This is a genomic window from Streptomyces sp. NPDC025833 (assembly GCF_055558055.1).
Genome location: NZ_JBVHNF010000025.1, coordinates 1 through 18,083, shown reverse-complemented (window position 1 = coordinate 18,083; position 18,083 = coordinate 1). Strand labels below are relative to the sequence as shown.

At 65.8% G+C, this 18,083-nt stretch carries 11 protein-coding genes and 4 pseudogenes; 8 read left to right on the top strand and 7 right to left on the bottom strand.

All coding sequences use genetic code 11. The annotated features are described in order from the left end of the window. Positions 1–276 precede the first annotated feature (276 nt). The 6 genes from ACZ4K2_RS33625 to ACZ4K2_RS33600 all read left to right on the top strand — a co-directional run bounded on the left by ACZ4K2_RS33625 (position 277) and on the right by ACZ4K2_RS33600 (position 6,663). On the top strand, positions 277–777 hold the full coding sequence (locus ACZ4K2_RS33625) for a hypothetical protein (RefSeq protein ID WP_467479821.1): 501 nt from the start codon (positions 277–279) through the stop codon (positions 775–777). Positions 778–1,012: 235 nt separating this feature from the next. Next, on the top strand, positions 1,013–1,735 hold the full coding sequence (locus tag ACZ4K2_RS33620) for a hypothetical protein (RefSeq protein WP_467479823.1): 723 nt from the start codon (positions 1,013–1,015) through the stop codon (positions 1,733–1,735). 316 nt (positions 1,736–2,051) lie between these two features. Further along, positions 2,052–3,152 (top strand): efflux RND transporter periplasmic adaptor subunit, encoded by a 1,101-nt coding sequence (locus ACZ4K2_RS33615; protein WP_467479825.1) that lies wholly within the window; start codon positions 2,052–2,054, stop codon positions 3,150–3,152. Further along, positions 3,149–3,835, top strand: a complete 687-nt coding sequence (locus ACZ4K2_RS33610) for an ABC transporter ATP-binding protein (protein WP_467479827.1) — start codon at positions 3,149–3,151, stop codon at positions 3,833–3,835. The genes ACZ4K2_RS33615 and ACZ4K2_RS33610 overlap by 4 nt, the downstream gene beginning before the upstream one ends. 56 nt (positions 3,836–3,891) lie before the next feature. Further along, complete coding sequence (locus ACZ4K2_RS33605) at positions 3,892–5,100, top strand: ABC transporter permease (RefSeq protein ID WP_467479828.1); 1,209 nt, start codon at positions 3,892–3,894, stop codon at positions 5,098–5,100. Between the two features lie 27 nt (positions 5,101–5,127). Beyond that, the gene (locus tag ACZ4K2_RS33600; protein ID WP_467479829.1) at positions 5,128–6,663 is read left to right on the top strand and encodes a penicillin-binding transpeptidase domain-containing protein; all 1,536 of its coding nucleotides are present in this window, start codon (positions 5,128–5,130) and stop codon (positions 6,661–6,663) included. Positions 6,664–6,871: 208 nt separating this feature from the next. Here the strand turns inward: ACZ4K2_RS33600 and ACZ4K2_RS33595 are convergent, their stop codons facing one another. Beyond that, positions 6,872–7,870 carry an IS481 family transposase gene (locus ACZ4K2_RS33595; protein ID WP_467479841.1) on the bottom strand — a complete coding sequence of 333 codons (999 nt, stop codon included), beginning with the start codon at positions 7,868–7,870 and terminating at the stop codon, positions 6,872–6,874. Positions 7,871–7,907: 37 nt separating this feature from the next. Further along, positions 7,908–8,399: pseudogene (locus ACZ4K2_RS33590) on the bottom strand (transposase); the annotation flags it as partial. Positions 8,400–8,406: 7 nt separating this feature from the next. On the opposite strand from ACZ4K2_RS33590, the pseudogene ACZ4K2_RS33585 reads away from it, so the two are divergent. After that, positions 8,407–9,209 (top strand): annotated as a pseudogene (locus ACZ4K2_RS33585) (IS3 family transposase); the annotation flags it as partial. Positions 9,210–9,346: 137 nt separating this feature from the next. Here ACZ4K2_RS33585 and ACZ4K2_RS33580 read toward each other — a convergent pair. The 5 genes and pseudogenes from ACZ4K2_RS33580 to ACZ4K2_RS33560 all read right to left on the bottom strand — a co-directional run. Beyond that, positions 9,347–9,580, bottom strand: a pseudogene (locus ACZ4K2_RS33580) (IS3 family transposase); the annotation flags it as partial. 59 nt (positions 9,581–9,639) lie between these two features. Next, positions 9,640–9,897, bottom strand: coding sequence for a transposase (locus tag ACZ4K2_RS33575; protein ID WP_467769995.1), 258 nt, complete (start codon positions 9,895–9,897; stop codon positions 9,640–9,642). A gap of 22 nt (positions 9,898–9,919) precedes the next feature. Next, complete coding sequence (locus ACZ4K2_RS33570; RefSeq protein ID WP_467479833.1) at positions 9,920–10,174, bottom strand: hypothetical protein; 255 nt, start codon at positions 10,172–10,174, stop codon at positions 9,920–9,922. A gap of 103 nt (positions 10,175–10,277) precedes the next feature. Then, the gene (locus ACZ4K2_RS33565; RefSeq protein WP_467479835.1) at positions 10,278–14,750 is read right to left on the bottom strand and encodes a golvesin C-terminal-like domain-containing protein; all 4,473 of its coding nucleotides are present in this window, start codon (positions 14,748–14,750) and stop codon (positions 10,278–10,280) included. Between the two features lie 496 nt (positions 14,751–15,246). Next, positions 15,247–15,384 (bottom strand): hypothetical protein, encoded by a 138-nt coding sequence (locus tag ACZ4K2_RS33560; protein ID WP_467479837.1) that lies wholly within the window; start codon positions 15,382–15,384, stop codon positions 15,247–15,249. A gap of 873 nt (positions 15,385–16,257) precedes the next feature. Here ACZ4K2_RS33560 and ACZ4K2_RS33555 point away from each other — a divergent pair. Continuing rightward, positions 16,258–17,972 (top strand): annotated as a pseudogene (locus ACZ4K2_RS33555) (ISAzo13 family transposase). The last annotated feature ends 111 nt before the right edge of the window (positions 17,973–18,083 follow it).

Here is an 18,083-nt window from a genome sequence, read left to right as displayed (position 1 = left end):
AGACCGTGCGGACCTTTTGCCGGTCGGGCCCCTCTCATCGCAGGTCGACGCACAAAGCGCGCCGATGGCATGGGTGTCAAGCGGGGACGAACACGTCGTACCATGCGCTGGAAAGGGCTTGTCCGACGTGTTCATGCTGTGCTTGGATGTCGCTATCCCGCGATTGGACTAGACAAACTTGGTCTCCTCGTCGTGAACGAGTGATAGCAGCGGGGAGTTCCGTCGAGGTGCCGGCCAGGTGCCCGTATCCGTCATGAATCGACTTGAGGAGACCTCATGCGTCTCAAGAAGTTAGGTGTCGTCGCTGCCGCACTGGCGGCTGCCGTATCGGCCGTCCTGTATGGGACCGGTCCGGCCGCGGCAGGGACGACCACGGAGTACGTCAGCGACAACTGCAAGTTCAAGGGCTGCGCCGAGGGCGACCTGTTCCTATACTACAACTCGGCTTCCGGAGGGGATAATCCGACAGGAAGCTTCGCTCAGTTCTACGGCAACGTTCCCGATCACGCGGGCGAGTATGTCTCGTACAATGGCGGCGCCGCTGTTGTCCATTACATCTACGTGTTCTACTCCAACCAGGGCACCGGGTCCGGGACGGCCGTAAAGAACCACGCGGAATCGGCCAATAACTGCTCTGCGGCGGACGGATACCGCGTCTACTACAACTCGGGCTACGCCGGGCACTCGCAGTCCATCCCGCACTACTGGGGCTGTGCCACCACCACCAACCTCGACGCCACGCTGAAGAACCAAAATGCTTCCTCTCACTTCGCCTGATAATGGGTGGGGTCGGATGACGGCCGGCGTCGTCGCCGTCGCGGCGGTTGTCCTAGTGTCCTCGTGCTCCTCGTCGCCGTCCGCCCCGCGTGCTGCCTCGGCGAGCGCCTCGTCGGCCCCCTCAACCGCCATCCGCGCAGACACGTCGAAGTGGCCCAAGCCGGTCGCGGACACAGGGCTCGTCAAGGGGCTGTCCCTGCCGTTGCAGCAGTACATGCAGACGTACCAGGACTCCGTGGTGATCGAACGCGCCGCACGGAGCATGGAAACCCAGTGCATGTCCCGTTACGGATTCACGGTCACCTTTCCTCCGGCGGGTGTGAATCCGCCGCCGAACGCGGACGACACGAACATGCCACGCCGGTACGGGATCAGCGACCGCAACAGCGCCGCCAAGTACGGTTACGAGCTGCCGCCGGACCTCGCGGAGCATCCCAAGCCCCCGAAGCTGACTCCTGCCGCGGTGGCGGTGCTCACCGGGCGCAAAGGGCTGAACCCGCGCGCCGCGGAGGCTCCGTCTACCTACCAAGGCAAGAAGATCCCGCGGGGCGGTTGTCAGCAAGAGGCGTTCGACAGGCTGGGAGCCCGTATCGACTTCACGCTGCCGTCGAAGCTGGACCACGACAGCCTGGTGAAGTCACAGGAAGACCCCCGTGTGCAGGAAGCGCTCACGGCCTGGTCCACCTGCATGAAGTCGAAGGGCTACACGGTGGCTGACCCCTACTCGGCGGTCGATCTGGCGCCCAAGAACGGGAGCGGGACCGCGTCGCAGGTGGAAGTCACCGTTGCGATGGCTGACATCGCCTGCAAGGAAAAGACGGACCTGGTGCGCATCTGGCACGGCGTCGACGAGGCGATTCAGAAGCGGCAGGTGGAGGATAACCAACTCGCCCTGCAGCAGCTCAAGGAGAAGAATATCGAGGCGGTCAAGGCTGCGGAGGCGGCGCTCCGTGGTTGAGGTACCTCGCACTACGGGACAGGTCGACGGCGGATCGGGCTCCATCGGAAGAGGATTCGTCCGGCGCCGGCGCGTTCTCGGCACGGCGATGGTCGCGGCCATCGCCGTGTCGGGGCTGGGGCTGAGCGCGTCACAGCTCATCAGATCTCCCGCACAGGCCGCCGCCGACACGGCGCCTCCACCGCCCAGTGTGATGACCGTTCCCGTGGAGCACCGGGTACTACGGGACTCGGTGATCGTCCGGGGTACTGTCACGGCATCTCAGACCATTCAGGTCACGCCGTCCGAATCCGGACAGGAGGGAGCCCGTTCCGCGATGGTCACAAAAGTGAATGTGACGGCGGGGGACACTTTCCGCCCGGGACACCCGCTACTGGAGGTGTCCGGTCGTCCTGTCATCGCTCTGCAGGGCATGCTGCCGGTGTACCGGGACCTCAAGCCGGGTAGCGAGGGCGATGACGTTGCCCAGCTTCAGCAAGCGCTTAAGGTCACCGGCCACCCGGTGGTTGGGGACCGCGCCGGGTTTTTCGGGCCGGCTACGAAGTCCGCGCTGACGGGCCTGTACCGCAGTATCGGCTACGACCCGTTGTCCGTCGGCGCCGACGGTGAGGACACGGTGACCGACGCCCAGGACGCGGCGACTGATGCCCGCCGCCACCTGCAGGACGTCCAGTCAGTTGGTCAGGGCTCTGCGGCGCCCGGCAAGAACGGCGGTGACCACTTCATAAACGTCACTCGCGCGCGTGAAGATCTGGCACGGGCCGAGAAAAGACTCGCCGACGCCAAGGCCGCGAGCGGACCCATGCTGTCCGCGTCGGAAGTGGTGTTTCTCAAAAGCTTCCCCGCCCGGGTGGACGAGGTGGCTGTGACGGTCGGCTCCCAGGTTACCGGTAGCGCTATGACTCTATCGGCCGGACAGCTTGTCGTGACGGGATTCCTCTCCCGCGAACAGCGCACTCTCGTTCGGCCGGGACAGCCTGTGCAGATCCTGTCTGAACTCGACGGGACCACAGCCCGGGCCACGATCCGGTCCATCGGCGATACAGCCAGCCGCCCACAGGCAGATGCTCGCGACCAGGATGAGCCAGGGACCACGACGGAGACGGCAGCTCGGGGATTCGCCGTGACCGTAGCACCGGACAAGGAACTGCCCTCGTCTTTGGCGGGGCAGGATGTAAGATTAACCATTCAGACTGCCGCCACCAAAGAGAAGGTCCTGGTGGTGCCAGTGACTGCTATCTCTGCGGGCGCCGACGGCACCACCGCGGTGACGATCGAGGAAGACGGCGACCGCCGTCGACGGGTGCCGGTGGTTACTGGGGCGACCGGCGGTGGATACGTCGAGGTCCTGCCCGCTCAGGGGGCGCGCCTGGCCGCTGGGGAGAAGGTCATCACCGGTATCGGTGGTGCGGGGTGACAGTGCCGGTGATCACGCTGGAGCGGACCGCGCTCACATATCCGGGACCACCGCCTGTGGCGGCGTTCCTGCCCTGCAATCTGCATGTTAAGCCGGGGGAGTTCGTGACGGTCGTCGGTCCGTCGGGCTCGGGGAAGTCGACGTTCCTGAACATCGTGGGCCTGCTGGACTCGCCGACCGGGGGCCGCTACTTACTCGACGGGATCGACACCGAGCGGCTCGATGAACCGGCACGAGCGGCGGTACGCGGACAGCGGATAGGGTTCGTTTTCCAGGCATTCCACCTGCTGCCGCACCGTACGGCGCTGGAGAACGTACAACTCGCCCTAGTCTACCAGCGTGTGCCACGCCGGCAGCGGTCCGATCGAGCCCGCGAGGCGCTGGAACGGGTCGGGCTCGGCCATCGGATCCAGGCTTTTCCACCCACCCTCTCCGGCGGCGAGCGCCAGCGCGTCGCGATCGCCCGTGCCCTCGTAGGAAGCCCTTCGCTGCTGCTGTGTGACGAACCGACCGGCAACCTGGACAGTGCCACCGCAGCACAAGTCCTCGATCTCCTTGTGGAGTTGAATCAAGGTGGAGTGACCGTCGTCGTCATCACTCACGATCCTGCGGTCGCCGGGCGTGGCACACGCACGTTGCGCATCCGTGACGGGATACTGACCGAGGCGGGCATGCCGACGTGACACTCGGATCACTTCGTCGGCGATATCGCCGGAGCGGGCACCTGGGTGAGATCAGGGTGAACAAGTCGCGCTTCCACTGGCGGGACGCGATCTCGGAATCAACCGCGGGTGTGCTCCAGCGCCCGGCCCGTGCCGTGCTGACGGCTCTGGGTACCGTGCTCGGCGTAGGAGCATTCGTCACGGTTCTGGGCCTGACTGCTACGGCGACCTCCCAGATCGACAGCCGCTTCAACCGCCTGACCGCCACCGAGGTCACCGTGCACGACGTGGCGCACGAGCACACCGAATTCGTGTCGCTCGCCTTTCCTTACAACGCCGAAGAGCGGGTGAGACGCCTCAACGGAGTGAAGGCGGCCGGGGTGCTGTGGCCGGTACAACTCGGCAATGAGCAGCAGGTGCGGTCGGCGCCCATTGCGGGCGCCAGCGCGGGCAGCCAGATCCAGGTCGTGGCCGCCTCCTCGGGAGCCGTGCAAGCCACCGAACCGGCACTCCGACAAGGCAGGCTGTTCGACTGCTGGCACGACCGTACTCGGCAGCCAGTCGCGCTGCTCGGAGCGGGAATCGCAAGGAAGCTCGGCATCACCACCCTGGACACCCAGCCCGCGGTCTTCATCGGCGACCATGCGTTCACCGTGATCGGGATCATCGGCAACGTACACCGGAGGACTGACGTGCTGCTCTCGGTGATCGTGCCCCGCAGCACGGCCCAAGGGCTGTGGGGGCCGCCCAAGGACGGGGCGGACATGCTCATTTCCACCCGCATCGGAGCCGCACGGCAGGTGGCCCGCGAGGCCCCTACTGCCCTGCGCCCGGACCACCCCGAGTACCTCCAGGCAGTATCACCGCCCGACCCGAAAAGCCTACGCAGTGGCGTGAACCGGGATCTCGGCCAGCTGTTCCTGCTCCTGGCCGGCGTATGCCTGTTCATAGGCGCCGTCGGCATCGCCAACACCACCCTCGTGGCGGTCATGGAACGCGCCAGCGAGATAGGGCTACGCCGCGCCCTCGGTGCACGCGCACGCCACATCCTCACCCAATTCCTCACCGAGTCCGCCGTACTGGGCACGCTGGGTGGCCTGGCCGGGACCTCCTTCGGCGTGGCCACAGTGGTCGGTGTCGCCGCCGCCCGCGACTGGACCCCGGTCGTACAGCCCGGCACGGTACTCGCCGCCCCGGTGATCGGACTCGCCACCGGTTTACTGGCCGGGCTGTATCCGGCCTGGCGTGCTGCTCGCATCCAACCCGTCAAAGCTCTCCGCCGTTGATTTACCTGACCCCAAGCAAGGAATCCGATGCGTACCAACCGCCGCCCGGCAACCGCCCTCGTCCTCGCCCTTGTGGCCAGTACGGCGGCGGCATGCGGCATCCTCCAGGACGACTCCGCCTCGGGCGGTGTCGACGGCACGGCTCGGGCCTTCCTGTCCGCGTGGCAGGTCGGTGACCTCGACAAGGCCGCGCGACTGACCACCAACCCCGGCCAGGCCCGGACCGAGCTGACCGCCTACCGGAACAGGACCGGTATCGACTCCGTCCACCTGGCGCCCGACCACACGGAGGGCGACACCGTATCCTTCAAGGTCGTAGCCCGCCTCGCGTACCACCACACCGAGGCAACTTGGCGATATACCTCCCGGCTGTCCGTGGTGAACGATCCGGCCACCGACCGCCTGCGTGTCTCCTGGCACAGCTCGGTAATCCACCCCGCCCTCCCGGGTGGAGGCGGATACACCCTGCGAGCATTCACCAGACCGGCACCAACCATCATCACTGACCGCAACGGCGCCCGGCTCACCGCTCACGACCAGCCCGGCTTGACACAGGTTCTCGCACAACTACACGACCGCTACGCCGGCGAGGACCCCCAGGCCCTCGCCATACGGCTTTCCTCTGCCGGTGACGAAGACGGCGGACGCATCGTCGCCACCTTGGGCACAGGAGAGGAAGCGCGGCTGCACACCCGCCTGGACACGCGCACGCAGCAGGCCGTGGACACGGCGGCATCCCGGTATCCCGGTGCCGCAGCGGTCGCCATCCAGCCCAGCACCGGTGACGTGCTTGCCGTCCACACCACCGAAGAGGGATTCGACCCCGCCCTAACAGGCGTGCAGGCACCGGGACAGGCATTCGAACTCGTCACCGCCGCTGCCCTCCTCGAGCACGGCGCAGTTATCCCCAACACACGAGTCGGCTGCCCTGCAAGCGCTCCCTACGGAGGGAGGACGTTCACCAATCCCGGTCGATGGACCTCAGAACACGCGCCGTTCGCCGAGGTCTTCGCCCATGCCTGTGACACCGGATATGTACGCCTCGCCGACGAACTCACCGGCCGGGACCTCGCCTTGGAGGCCCGTGATGTCTTCGGCCTCGGCCTGGACTGGCAGACCGGTGTCACCACAGCCGACGGCGCCGTCCCGGAACTGAACGGAGCCGACAAGGCCGCAGCCGCAATCGGCCAGGGCGAGGTGCGTCTCAACGCTCTCAACCTCGCCTCCGTCGCCGCCACCGTCCAGAGCGGCACATTCCGTCAGCCCCTGCTCATCGACCCCGCAACCAGCGGGAAAACACCGGCCCGAACCCGTCGGTCTCTCCCCGAACACGTGCGTGGCGACCTGCGAGCGCTGATGCACGCGTACGCCGATGCCTCCGGCCTCACCGGTGCCGCCTTCGGAGGGGTAGCCGACCAGTTCGTCGACAGCGACAAGCCGATCACCGGCTGGTTCACCGCCTCCCGCGGAGACCTGGTCCTCGCCGTCACAGCTCCGGAACAAACACATGAGCCGAAAACCGCAAAAGCCGTCACCACCGCGGTCATGCACACTATCGGCTGACCGCTGCCCCGCCCGGTGTTCCCGGGTCGGTGCCGGGCTCTCGCGGCTCGATTCGCCGCGACTGAGCGAATACCGCGCGCGGTGATCACCCACACGGAAGGACAAAACAGATATCGCGCCACTGGAGCCAGCGGGAGGACTCCGCAGACACAGGCCTACCTCACGCCCACACGCAGGCTGATGGCCACCCCCGTCCGATCCACACGCCCTAGGTGTATTGATCCGCAGCGTTGTTGACGCGGCTGATCGGGAGGTGACCGTCGAGTGCGGTGTGGCAGCGGTGGTGGTTGTAGGTGTGCAGGAAATCTGCCAGGGCTGCTGTTCGCTCGTCGTTGGAGGTGTAGGGCCGCAGGTAGGCCCACTCGTCGAGCAGGGTCCGGTTGAAGCGTTCGACCTTGCCGTTGGTCTGCGGCCGGTAGGCGCGGGTGAGCTTGCCCCTGGCGCCGAGGTCGGCCAGGGCCTGCTGCCAGGCGAAGCTCTTGCGGTAGGGCCAGGCGTTGTCGGTCAGAACCCGCTCGACGCGGTCGATGCCGTGCGCGGTGAAGAAGGCCGCGGCCCGGCGGAGGAAGGCAGCGCAGGTGGCGGCCTTCTCATCGCCGTGGACCTCGCTGTAAGCGAGGCGGGTGTGGTCGTCGACGGCGGAGTGGATGTAGTCGAAGCCCATACCGCTGCGGGTGGCGCGGCCTGCCTGGCGGCCCAGGACCTTGTGACCGCCGCCGTCGGGGATCCGGCCGAGTTTCTTGACGTCGACGTGGAGGAGTTCGCCGGGCCGCTCACGCTCGTAGCGGCGGATCACGGTGCCGGTCGGACGGTCGAGCCAGGCCAGCCGATGGAGCTGGTGACGGGTCAGGATCCGGTGGACCGTCGAGGCCGGGAGGCTCAGGATCGGGCCGATCCTCGCCGGTCCCAGTTTGCGGGATTGCCGCAGCTCGCAGACCTTGGCTTCGATGTCGGCCGGAGTCCGGTGAGGTGTCGTGCGTGGCCGGCTGGAGCGGTCGGCCAGGCCGGCGTCACCTTCGGCCCGCCACCGCTGCATCCACTTGTGCGCGGTGGCCCGCGATATACCCATCTCGGCTGCGACATGGGCGACCGGGCGGCCCGAGCGGACCCGCTCGACCAACAGGCGCCTACCGAAGACGGTCAGCCGGGCATACGGTGGGACACGAAGACCTCCGTGCGGTGAGTTCCTAGAGGCTGTCCCGTAAATGATCTACGACGTGTCCGCTGACCTGCTTGTCTCGCCGTTACCCGGCAAGGGTGAGGTTGTGCAGGCGGGCGATGCCGAGCATGGCGTGGTGAACGCCGTCGCCTCTCAGGCGGCAGTCGCGGAGGATCTTCCAGGTCTTCATGCGGGCGAAGGCGTGCTCGACGCGGGCGCGGACTTTGCGGTGGGAGGCATTGTGCTCCTCTTGCCAGCCGGGGAGGTCGGCCTGGCCTGGCTCTCGGCGGTGTGGGATGACCAGGCCGGTGCCCCGGTAGCCGCCGTCGGCGATGACGGTGGTCTTGCCGACGGCGTCCTTGGCGCCGGACAGCTCCCACGCCTTGCAGTCGTTGCGGTTGCCCGGTACCGGCCGGCCGACGGCGACGACGAGCCGGGGGTCGGCGTCGATCACGACCTGGTGGTTGGTGGAGTACCGGTAGTTCTTCGACTGCTCGGCCATCTGGTGGTCGCGGGTGGGGACCAGGGTCCCGTCCACGATCAGCACGGTGTCCTTACGGAACCGCTTGCGCTGCTGGTTAATATTTCGCGGGCGAGACGAACTGGTGAGCCGCTTCGAGTTCGTTGCCGACCACCGCGGCGCCTTCGGCGTGAAGCGGCTGTGCACCGTTCTGGACCTGTCGAGGTCCGGGTTCTACCGATGGCTGAAGACCGCCCCGGACCGAGCCGCGAAGAAGGCCGCGGACGCCGCACTCACCCAACGAATACGCACGGTCCACACCGAGTCCGGGCGGACGTACGGAGCCAAGCGGATCACCGCCGAACTCCGCGCAGGCGGTGTGATGGTGAACCGCAAGCGTATCAAGCGGCTCATGCGTCAACACGGCATCCAGGGATGTTGCGACGGCGACACCGCACTACGATCCCGGACCCCACCGCCCAGGCGGTGCCCGACCTGCTGCGGCGGAACTTCACCGCACCCGCCCCCGACCGGGCCTGGGTCGGCGACATCACCTATCTGCCCATCGCCGGCGGGAGATTCCTGTATCTGGCCACCGTCATCGACGTGTTCTCCCGCCGCCTGCTGGGCTGGTCGATGGCCGATCACATGCGGGCCGAACTCGTCACCGACGTACTCAACGCGGCCATCCGAACCCGCGGCGGACAGGTGGGCGGCGTCATTTTTCACAGCGATCACGGGGCCCAGTACGGGTCGAAGGCATTCGCCGACGCCTGTTACCGCGCCAGAATCCGCCGGTGCATGGGAGCGGGCGGCACCTCGGCGGACAACGCCGCCGCGGAGTCGTTCTCCGCCTCGCTCAAGCGGGAGACCCTGCCCGGCCGACGTGGCTGGCCAACCGCACGAGCCGCCCGGCTCGCCGTCTTTGCGCCGTCCACGGGGACGTAGGTGCTGTCGCCGACGTACTTGGTGTTCGGTTCACTGGCGGTGAAGTCGCGGCCGATCAGGTTTGGTGCCTTCGCCGCAGCCGGGTCCGTAATCGTGGTGTGGTGCCGGCGTCGCAGCCGCACGCCCACCAGGTTGATGCTCCGCATCACGCGCGCGATGCGCTTCTGGTTGACCCGCTCGCCGTCCCCGCGGAGCTCGGCAGTGACCCTGGGGACGCCGTAGGTGCCGTCCGACTCGCGGTGCACGGCCCGTATCAGGGCGGCCAGGCGGGCGTCGGCTGCCTGTCGGGCCGCGCGGACCTCGGCGGTCAGGCGCCAGTAGTAGAAGCTGGAGCGGGTGATGCCCAGCATGGCGCACAGCCGCCTCGCGCCGTAGCGGCGCTGGTGGTCGGCGACGAACTGGAAGCGGTTCACCAGCGCGTCTCCCCGGCGAAATACTTTGCCGCCTTCCGCAGGATCTCGCGCTCCTCCCCCAGCTCACGGACCTTCTTCCGCAGAGCGCGTTCTCCACCTCCAGTGGCGTGGGCGGCTCGGCGGGCGCCTCTGCCCGGCGCCCCCCGGGGCCGGCTCGCTCCAGCCGCCCGGACCCAGTTCCGCAGCGTTTCGGGGTTGACCCTCAGATCGGCAGCGACCTGCCGGATCGTCGCCTCGGGTCGCGACTGGTACAACGCGACCGCATCCGGGAAGTGTTCAGCTGGCTCTCTCGCCGTACCAGTCAAGGAACATCAGGGTGATGACCAGGACGGCGATGCCTGCCACGACGACGACAGGGATGATACTGCCGATGAGGGCGAACAGCGTTCCAATGGGGAGCAGGCCGATCACAAGGAAAAAGAACCAACCCACGCGCGCCGATTCCGACTGACGACCGATGCGAATGCAGAACAGACCGGTGATTACGCACCATAACGGCGCAATGATCGGCGAGAGTGCTGCCAGAATCATGAAGGTTCCTGTCTCACGGGTCGGGCTCCGCTGACCTGGGCGGGGCCCGTCAGCGGCTGCTGACGGGCCCCGTTGTCTCATGATAGTTCGCGCAGGTTGCCCTTCACGGGGTGATGTGACTGTTGAAGGTGGTCAGGGGAAGGTCACAGTGCCTGACCTCGGTCGGCCGCTCGCCTGGGCCATCGCCGACCACGGGGATGGGTGGCGCAGTACCCCAGGGGTTGCCGCCGGAGCCGCGAGCATTGGTGTCGCACGTGCCGTAGGCGTGGCCGTAGCCGACCGGAAGGTTGGAGAAGTTCCGCCAGTCTCCCGCGTATACGGGTGAGGAGCTCGGCTGGCCTGCATTGTCGGTCATGCGGTCGTCGACGTAGACATACAGGTCGGGCATGTACGACTGGTAGACGAGGCTGTAGTCGGGGTCCATGTCGCGGTCGGCGGCGGCGTGAAACGGCTTGACCGATCCGTCGGTGCAGAACTGGGCTGCGATGTCCTGCCAGATCGGTGGCGCGTTGCCGATCATGGAGCCGTAGGCATTGTTGTTGCCGTCGTTCTTGAAGAACAGCGAGTAGATGTCGCCCGCCAGGGAGCGGATGGCGTAGTTGGTGTCCGGACTGGTGTTGATCTCATCGACCCAGCCCTTGACGTTGTCGTTGATGTACTTGTGGGCGACCATCGGCCGGTAGCCGTGGACGCCGCCGCCGACGGCGCGCACGTCGACGCACGTGTCCTCGGGATTCACCCGAGCCGCACGCAGGTGGGGAAAGAATGCCTGGCCAGGGGTGTCGCCGTCAGTGTAGGGGGAGACGAGCTGGTCGCGGCCGTAGGTGAGGGCATCCTTGGTGAGGTAGTCGATGTCCGGCTTGGCGATGCCATAGTCGGCTTCCACTGCCTTCATGAAATCGGTGACGAAGTACGGCAGGTGGGCGTTGCCCACTCGGGCGTCGAGTCCGGAGGACTCGCTGCCCTCGATGATCTTCCCGGTGGTACTGTCGGCTATGTAGGAAACGTCCACCTTCGTCTTGATCTTGTAGCTGTTGGGGTCCTTGAAGGCCTCAGATGCGGGCAGGGCGGTATTGGGACGCGAGTTGGCCATGGCCATCCACACCGGGATGGCCATGCTCGGCGCGGACCCGTCGGTGCTGTTGCCGTTCAGCCCGCCCTCCTTGATCCACTGCCACCACTGATTTGTGGCGTCCCAGCTCTTTTGGCCGGAGCAGTTTTCATTCGGTGTCGCGGTTGAGCAGCGGGGGAACCACGTCACGCCGTTCACGGTTACGTCTCTGTTATCCCAGCGAGGGCCCTGGTAGGCGTGCCCACGAGCCCAGTCGTAGAGCGTTTGACGGGTACGCAGAGGCGTGTTCATGCTCGCTGGCATGTTGGAGTCGATGTTCTGAGCCGGGTCGAAGACGCTCACGGCGGTGATGGAGCGTTCTACGTACTTACCGTTGATGGGTTCGACGGCAATGGCGTCCCATGCGATGTCCTGGTCCCCGGTGCCGTCCCGGGTCGTGGTGGACAAACTGACCTTGGGAGCAGCGTTGAACATGAAGGCCCCGATCGGTACCCAGCGATTGGAAGAGCCACTCTGGTTGACGATGCGGGTTTTGACGCCCTTGGCCGTGTACACGTTGTACTCGGCGTCACCGGTCTGGGCACCATGGTCGGGCAGATGGATCCAGATCTTCGCGGCACCGTTGATCGCGGAGTCGAGAGTCCAGGTGCCGGTGATCTTGAGACGATTGCCCTTGGTGTCATCGCCTCGGGAGTGGCCGAAGTAGAAGTGTCCGTTGAAGCCGGCACCCAGCTGGTGCAGGTCGACCTTGCTGGGCCAGACGGTGGCAACGCTGCCGTCGTGCGCCACGCCCCATTCGCCATTGCCGAAATCGAGGCCGAAGCTGCCTGAGTTGATCCAGTCGCCGTTATAGCACGAGGGCCGGACGACGGGGGTGCCGGTCGGCACGTCATCGATGATCTTCGCGCTGGTTGGGAGACCCATGCGCGCGCAGGCGGGCGGGTAGGCGGAGCCGTCCGCCTGCTCGGCGTCGTAGTCCGGGCTGGTGAAGCGGAAGAACTCGTTACCGCAGGAGTAGGAGCAGTCCGACTTCCAGGTCACTGATTGGTGCCACCAGCACTTCAGGTCACTGCGGTTGCACGGTCCCGAGCTGGGGCTCTGATTGGACGCCGAGGTTGAGATCTTCGATGCGTCACACGCGTTGGCGCTGGTGCAGAACTGGTCGATCGGCGGCTTCACGTGGGCCCGGTTGTACGACGCCGACCCCGATATGGTGGCATCGCCCGTGCCACCGTTCCACCAGGCGGCACGGAAGGCGGGAACCATCGTTCCCGGCGACTCTAGGAACGCCGGAGGGTGCGCGGCAAACCCAAGAACCTTCTCGGGGTAGGGCCAGTTCTGCGGGTGCGCCGCGTCAGAGGCGTCCTCCGCGCCGGTGGACGTCTCCATGAAGGGGGTGCGGGACTCGTCCCATTCAGGGTTGGCGGGGTTGTTCGTCCATCCCACGCCCCAGAGGTTGGTCCCGTCGTTGGGGTAGAAACCGGCGTTATAGGCCCACAGCGCGAAGAACCAGTTCTCCAGCTTGGCGGGGTCGCCGTTGTTGACAACCATCCCGGCGTTCCTGGTCTGGTTCCACTTGTCGACGAGGATTTGCATGCCGGCAGCGACGTTGGCGGCGTAATCCAGGGCGATAGCGCGCTGCGTGTCGTACGGCAGGGCAGCACCGCCCTTGCCGTGCTCACGGCCTGCCAGACGCATGTGGTCCGTCACTTGAGTAATGCCGTAGCCGCAGTCGGCTTTGGACCAGTTTACGTCCCAGTCGTTGTAGGAGTCGCCGTCGTAGAGGTCGATGCCGTAATAGTTTCCGATCAGCGGGTTGCCGGTAACACCAGGGACGGTTTCCCGTGCGGCCTGCCACATGTTGGATTCCTGGGCAGTGATGCCGAGGAACACCTGAGCGGGGACACGTCCACCGCCGGCTAACTCGGGCTTGGGGAAAAGGGTCTGGGGGCCGTATGCGGGCATGCCCAGGTTCTTCCAGTTCGCAGGTCGGCTGGCACCGATGTTGAGCTTGCCGGTGATGGCCTTGTCGACGGCCCATTCAACCTGGCGCGGCTTGGGCTGCATCGCTTGGTTACGGGCATCATTGCGGGGTACGGAACATGTGCGCTCCAACTCGACGATCTCTGCCCGCGAGCCCGTGGTGGAGGATGCACTCATCCCGGCCAGCGCATGAAGACCCGTAGACTGCAAGGGCTGCCCGACCGTACGGCCGTTCCTGCTAGCTTGCTTGGGCTTGACAGGGAGCAGCGCGGAGGGCACGCGGGAGGTCTTCCAATTCTTGGACCGCGCCTGAATGGGGTTGATCTGGAAGGTGGCTGACTTCCCGGTGTCGCGGATGGTAGCGACGATGTTGACTGGTCGGACTTCGGTGGCCTTCTCCCGGTTGAGGTACTTAGGTGATGCCTTACCGTCAGCCCATTCCGCGTGCTGGACGATCAGCTCGCCCTGTGTGGACGCAGACGCGTCGTGCTGGGTGCCGACGAGCACGGTGATGCCTCTCGGGAGGCTCTTTGCCATCTTTTTGAGCTTGCCCGTCAAAAGGACGTTGGAGCCCTGTTGGATAAGACCTGTTTCGTCGAGCTTGCCGGAGGCGAGGTCGACGAGTCTTCCGGCCTGCCAGTGTTTTATGGTGGCTGTCTCGGTGTTTTCGATGCTCGCGATGTGAGATCGCTGCACGAAGGTGTAGCCGCCGGCTTGGTCGGGGGCGATGCGGTACGGGGTAGTCGCGAGTGTGGCCAGTGTGTGCTTGCCACCCTTGCCGTTGATCTCGATGAGGTTGCGGCCGAACGCAGCGACGATTGCGCCATGTTGACCGGGGGTGGCTGAGGTCACCTGCCCCCTGGTGCTGATCGGGTCGGAGAGTTCGCCGGTGGCGGCGTCCAGATGGAACAGCCGGGTCTGTGCTTTGTCCTGGCCTGGGGACTGGGTGAGTACGGCGTCATCTCCTATGCCGCAGCCCGGGTTGTAGTAGCTGAGCGAGGCGTTCAGCTTCAGCTTGGTGGTCTCGCCGGTCGTGAGGTTGACGACGGCGGTGAAGCCGCCGCGGGCCATCAGTCTCGGATCGTTCGTAAAGGTGCGCGGGGCGTAAACCACGACGGCGTGCTTACCGGAACCGGTGACGCAGGCGTTACCGATCCACTGATCGGCGTCGAAACCGGGCTCGGCCAGAGAGGCCAGAGTGGTCCATGCGTAGCCTCTGCTCCGGGCAGCAGTAAGCAGGTGGAAGCCCTGGGCGTCGCCAGTGGTGGTCCAGGCGACATCTTTGGATTTCTTGAAGTCCTTGCCCAGTAGCTTTTGCCGCTGCGCGGATGGGATGCTGAATGTGTGCGGCCTACTGGTGGGCTTGGCATTCTGCCTGTCCGGCGCCGGCGTGACTTGGCCTAGTTGCGGCGGACTGGGTGGCGCCGCGGAAGCGGGTGCGGCCTGCATGGCACCGGCGGTCAGCGCGGCGCAGGCCAGCGCTGCCGCCAGCCGTGGGTATGTTCGTCTTGTGAATCTCAACAGAGTCTTCCTCGTTTCTCGTTGTGGTCCCCACGCCCTGTTGGGTACGGCTCGGCCTGGCCCCCGGCCGGGAGAGTTGGTGGAAGGCCGAGAACTTGGTGGTCGGCCAGTGACGTCAAGAACTGCCGAGCGACGGCCTTGGCATTAGCGGGACGATGTCTGTTCCGGAGCGGTGAGGACTACTGTCACGTTGCCGCGGCAGGCGGTGAACCAGCGGTGTCGGGCCCTGCGACTGTGCCCGCGCTGATCTGTTTCACTTCCAGTACTGACGCGCGGCACGGACGACTCCGGCCTCCCGGTTGCTGCCTCAATAGCGCTCTCGCTCCATGCGGACTCAAGCAGCCGCTGTAGGGGTGATTTCCACTCTAAAAAGAAACTAGAGATTGTGGGGATGTCCCTAGCTGCGACGCTCACTGTAGTGAATGTATGGGCGGTAGGCGGATTCGCTCGATCGGCGGCTCGATACCGTACTGTGGAGCACCTGTTGGGAGCCCGCTCAATGCTTGGCTGCGAGAATGGCGCCGGTCCTCTCGATCATCTTGGCGTCGCGGTTCTTCTCCGCTCCTAACTCCTTCTTGTGGGAGGCTATTTGTTTCTTCTGATAGGCGATTCCCGTCTCGTACCAGATGGTCACCAGGCCGGAGGTCTTCTTGCAGGGCCACATCGTCCACAGCCAACGACACTTCCGACTTCCGCGGCCTGATGCCAGGAAGATTCGGCTGCGCGAACCGGTCCTCGGTGTCGTTCAGGCTCTTCACCTTGCGCCCGTTCCGGCCCATGCACGAAGCCGAGGAGCACCACTCGCTGGCTGTTTGATCGCGTTGTAGCTAGCGGCTGGCTGCGTACCGGACGGAGACGGGGTGAAGCGGAAACCGAGGCTTTGCATGCACTTCGCGGCGACGCAGACGGCAGCAGTGAGAGCGACGGCTGGTGCGGACCGGCGCACGGGCTCCCCCTCCTTGAATGGATGGAAGCGAACCGAGAGCGGACTGACCGTACGGACGCGTCCCCCCTCGATGCGCTGGGCCAGCCGCGAAACGGAGAAGAATGGTTTGATCCAAACCGTTCACGACCCGGTCACTGTAGCCCTGACACACGCGCACCCATCAAGGGTCGACAGAGGCGTGGCAAGAAAGTGCCCTGCCTGCCATAAAGGGAGCATGTACCGGCGCAGGGCTCTGATCTGTGTGATGTGTGGGGATCAGAAAAAAAATGAGACAGCAGGCCGTGGAGCAGATTGACCATTTCGCAGCCCACCGCCTCCTATGTACTCCGGTGAGGTCAGCAGGCCGTCCTCCGTCTCGCCTGGGCAAGCCCTGGGGCTGCCGATGGCGGGCTTGCCCGAGGCAGGTGCGCAAGCGCGCGAGCCTCTCAGCCGTTCGGCGACGTAGGCACTGACGTCGTCACCCAGGGCGTCCGCGCCCCAGACACTGCTGTTCAGCAGCGCCGCTAAGGGCGCGCAGAGAATCAAGGCGTTGCTTCCGTGGATCTGGCTCGTTGATGTGGTATGGCCATATCGCAGGAGATTCGTGATCAACTCGCCTTGAGATCGACGGTGTTGTTTCCGCACCTGGACGAACGTCAGCGTCGTCTGCTGATGGGAGCCGAGGCCCGGATCCTGGGGCACGGTGGGATCCGGGCTGTGGCGCAGGCGGCCGAGGTCAGCGAGACCACGGTCCGCAAGGGTGTCGACGAGTTGGAAGCGGGCGTGGAGCCGCCGGGGCGAGTCCGCCGCCCCGGCGGCGGGCGCAAGAGGGCCGCCGAGGTGGATCCGGGGTTACGACCTGCACTGCTGGCGCTGGTCGAGCCGGATATGCGCGGGGACCCGATGTCTGCACTGCGCTGGACGACGAAGTCGACACGCAAGCTCGCCGACGAGCTCACCCGGCAAGGCCACCGCGTCTCGGCGGACACTGTCGGCGATCTGCTGCGCGAGGAGGGCTTCAGCCTGCAGGCCAACGCCAAGACGATCGAAGGAACCCAGCATCCAGACCGCGACGCGCAGTTCCGCTACATCAACGAACAAGCCCGTGATCACCGGGACGCCGGGGATCCGGTGATCAGCGTGGACACCAAGAAGAAAGAACTGGTCGGCGAGTACAAGAACGCTGGGCGCGAGTGGCAGCCTCAAGGCGACCCGGTGAAGGTCAAGACGCACGACTTCCTCGACCGGCAGGGGCCCGGCAAGGCGATTGCGTACGGGATCTACGACACCACTGCGAACACCGGCTGGGTCAACGTCGGGTGCGACCACGACACCGCTGCCTTTGCGGTCGCCTCGATCCGCCGCTGGTGGCATGCCCGTGGCCGGCACGACTACCCGCACGCCGCACGGCTGCTGATCACTGCGGACGCCGGCGGCTCCAACGGCTACCGCACCCGCGCTTGGAAGACCGAACTCGCAGCCCTTCGGCCGAGACCGGCCTACAGGTCACGGTGTGCCATATGCCGCCCGGCACATCAAAGTGGAATCAAGTGGAGCACCGGCTGTTTTCCCACATCTCCATGAACTGGCGTGGGAGACCGCTGACCAGCCACGACGTCATCGTGAATACCATCGCGGCCACCACTACCCGCACCGGGCTGCGGGTCGAGGCCGAACTCGACACCAACACCTACGACACCGGAATCAAGGTCACCGACGCCGAAATCGACGCCCTGGCGATGAGCAGGCACCGCTTTTACGGAGACTGGAATTACACGCTCCATCCCGCCGATGTCCCGCCCGCTCCCGGTCCGCGGTCGAAACCCGCAACCATCGCGACCACCGCAGGGTCGGCTGCTGGTCGAGCCCACCTCGACGGCTCCACACTCCGGCACCCGGAGCTGACCGGCATGACCGTCCCCGAAATGGACACCGTGCTTGACGATTTGATCCCTGCGCTGGCCGAGCAGCGCGAGCGGCTCCGCCACGAGCGACGGGGCGGCCAACGCCGCCGGGCACGCGGTGCGGGCGCCAAGGACAAGCTCTCCGACGCCGATCGGATCCTGGCCGCCGTGCTCTACCTGCGCGAGATCGGTACCCACCATCTGCTCGCCCAGCTCTTCGGCGTCACCGGAAGCACCCTCACCCGCGCCATCCAGGAAGTGCGACCCCTCCTGGCCAAGTCTGGCCCCACGATCCCGCCGTCAACAGCCAGATTCCGCACTCCAGCAGACCTCGCTGCCCACCTCGACAGGTATGGCAACCAGCCGCCAACGAAGATCAAACCAGCGTGTTGATTCTCTGCGCGCCCTTAGACCGTGTCCTATGTGGTGAGGCGTCGTTGGACTCAGCATGGGGCGGGATACGTGGAGTTGGATTGTTCCGGACGGGCTGTGGGAGATCGCGAA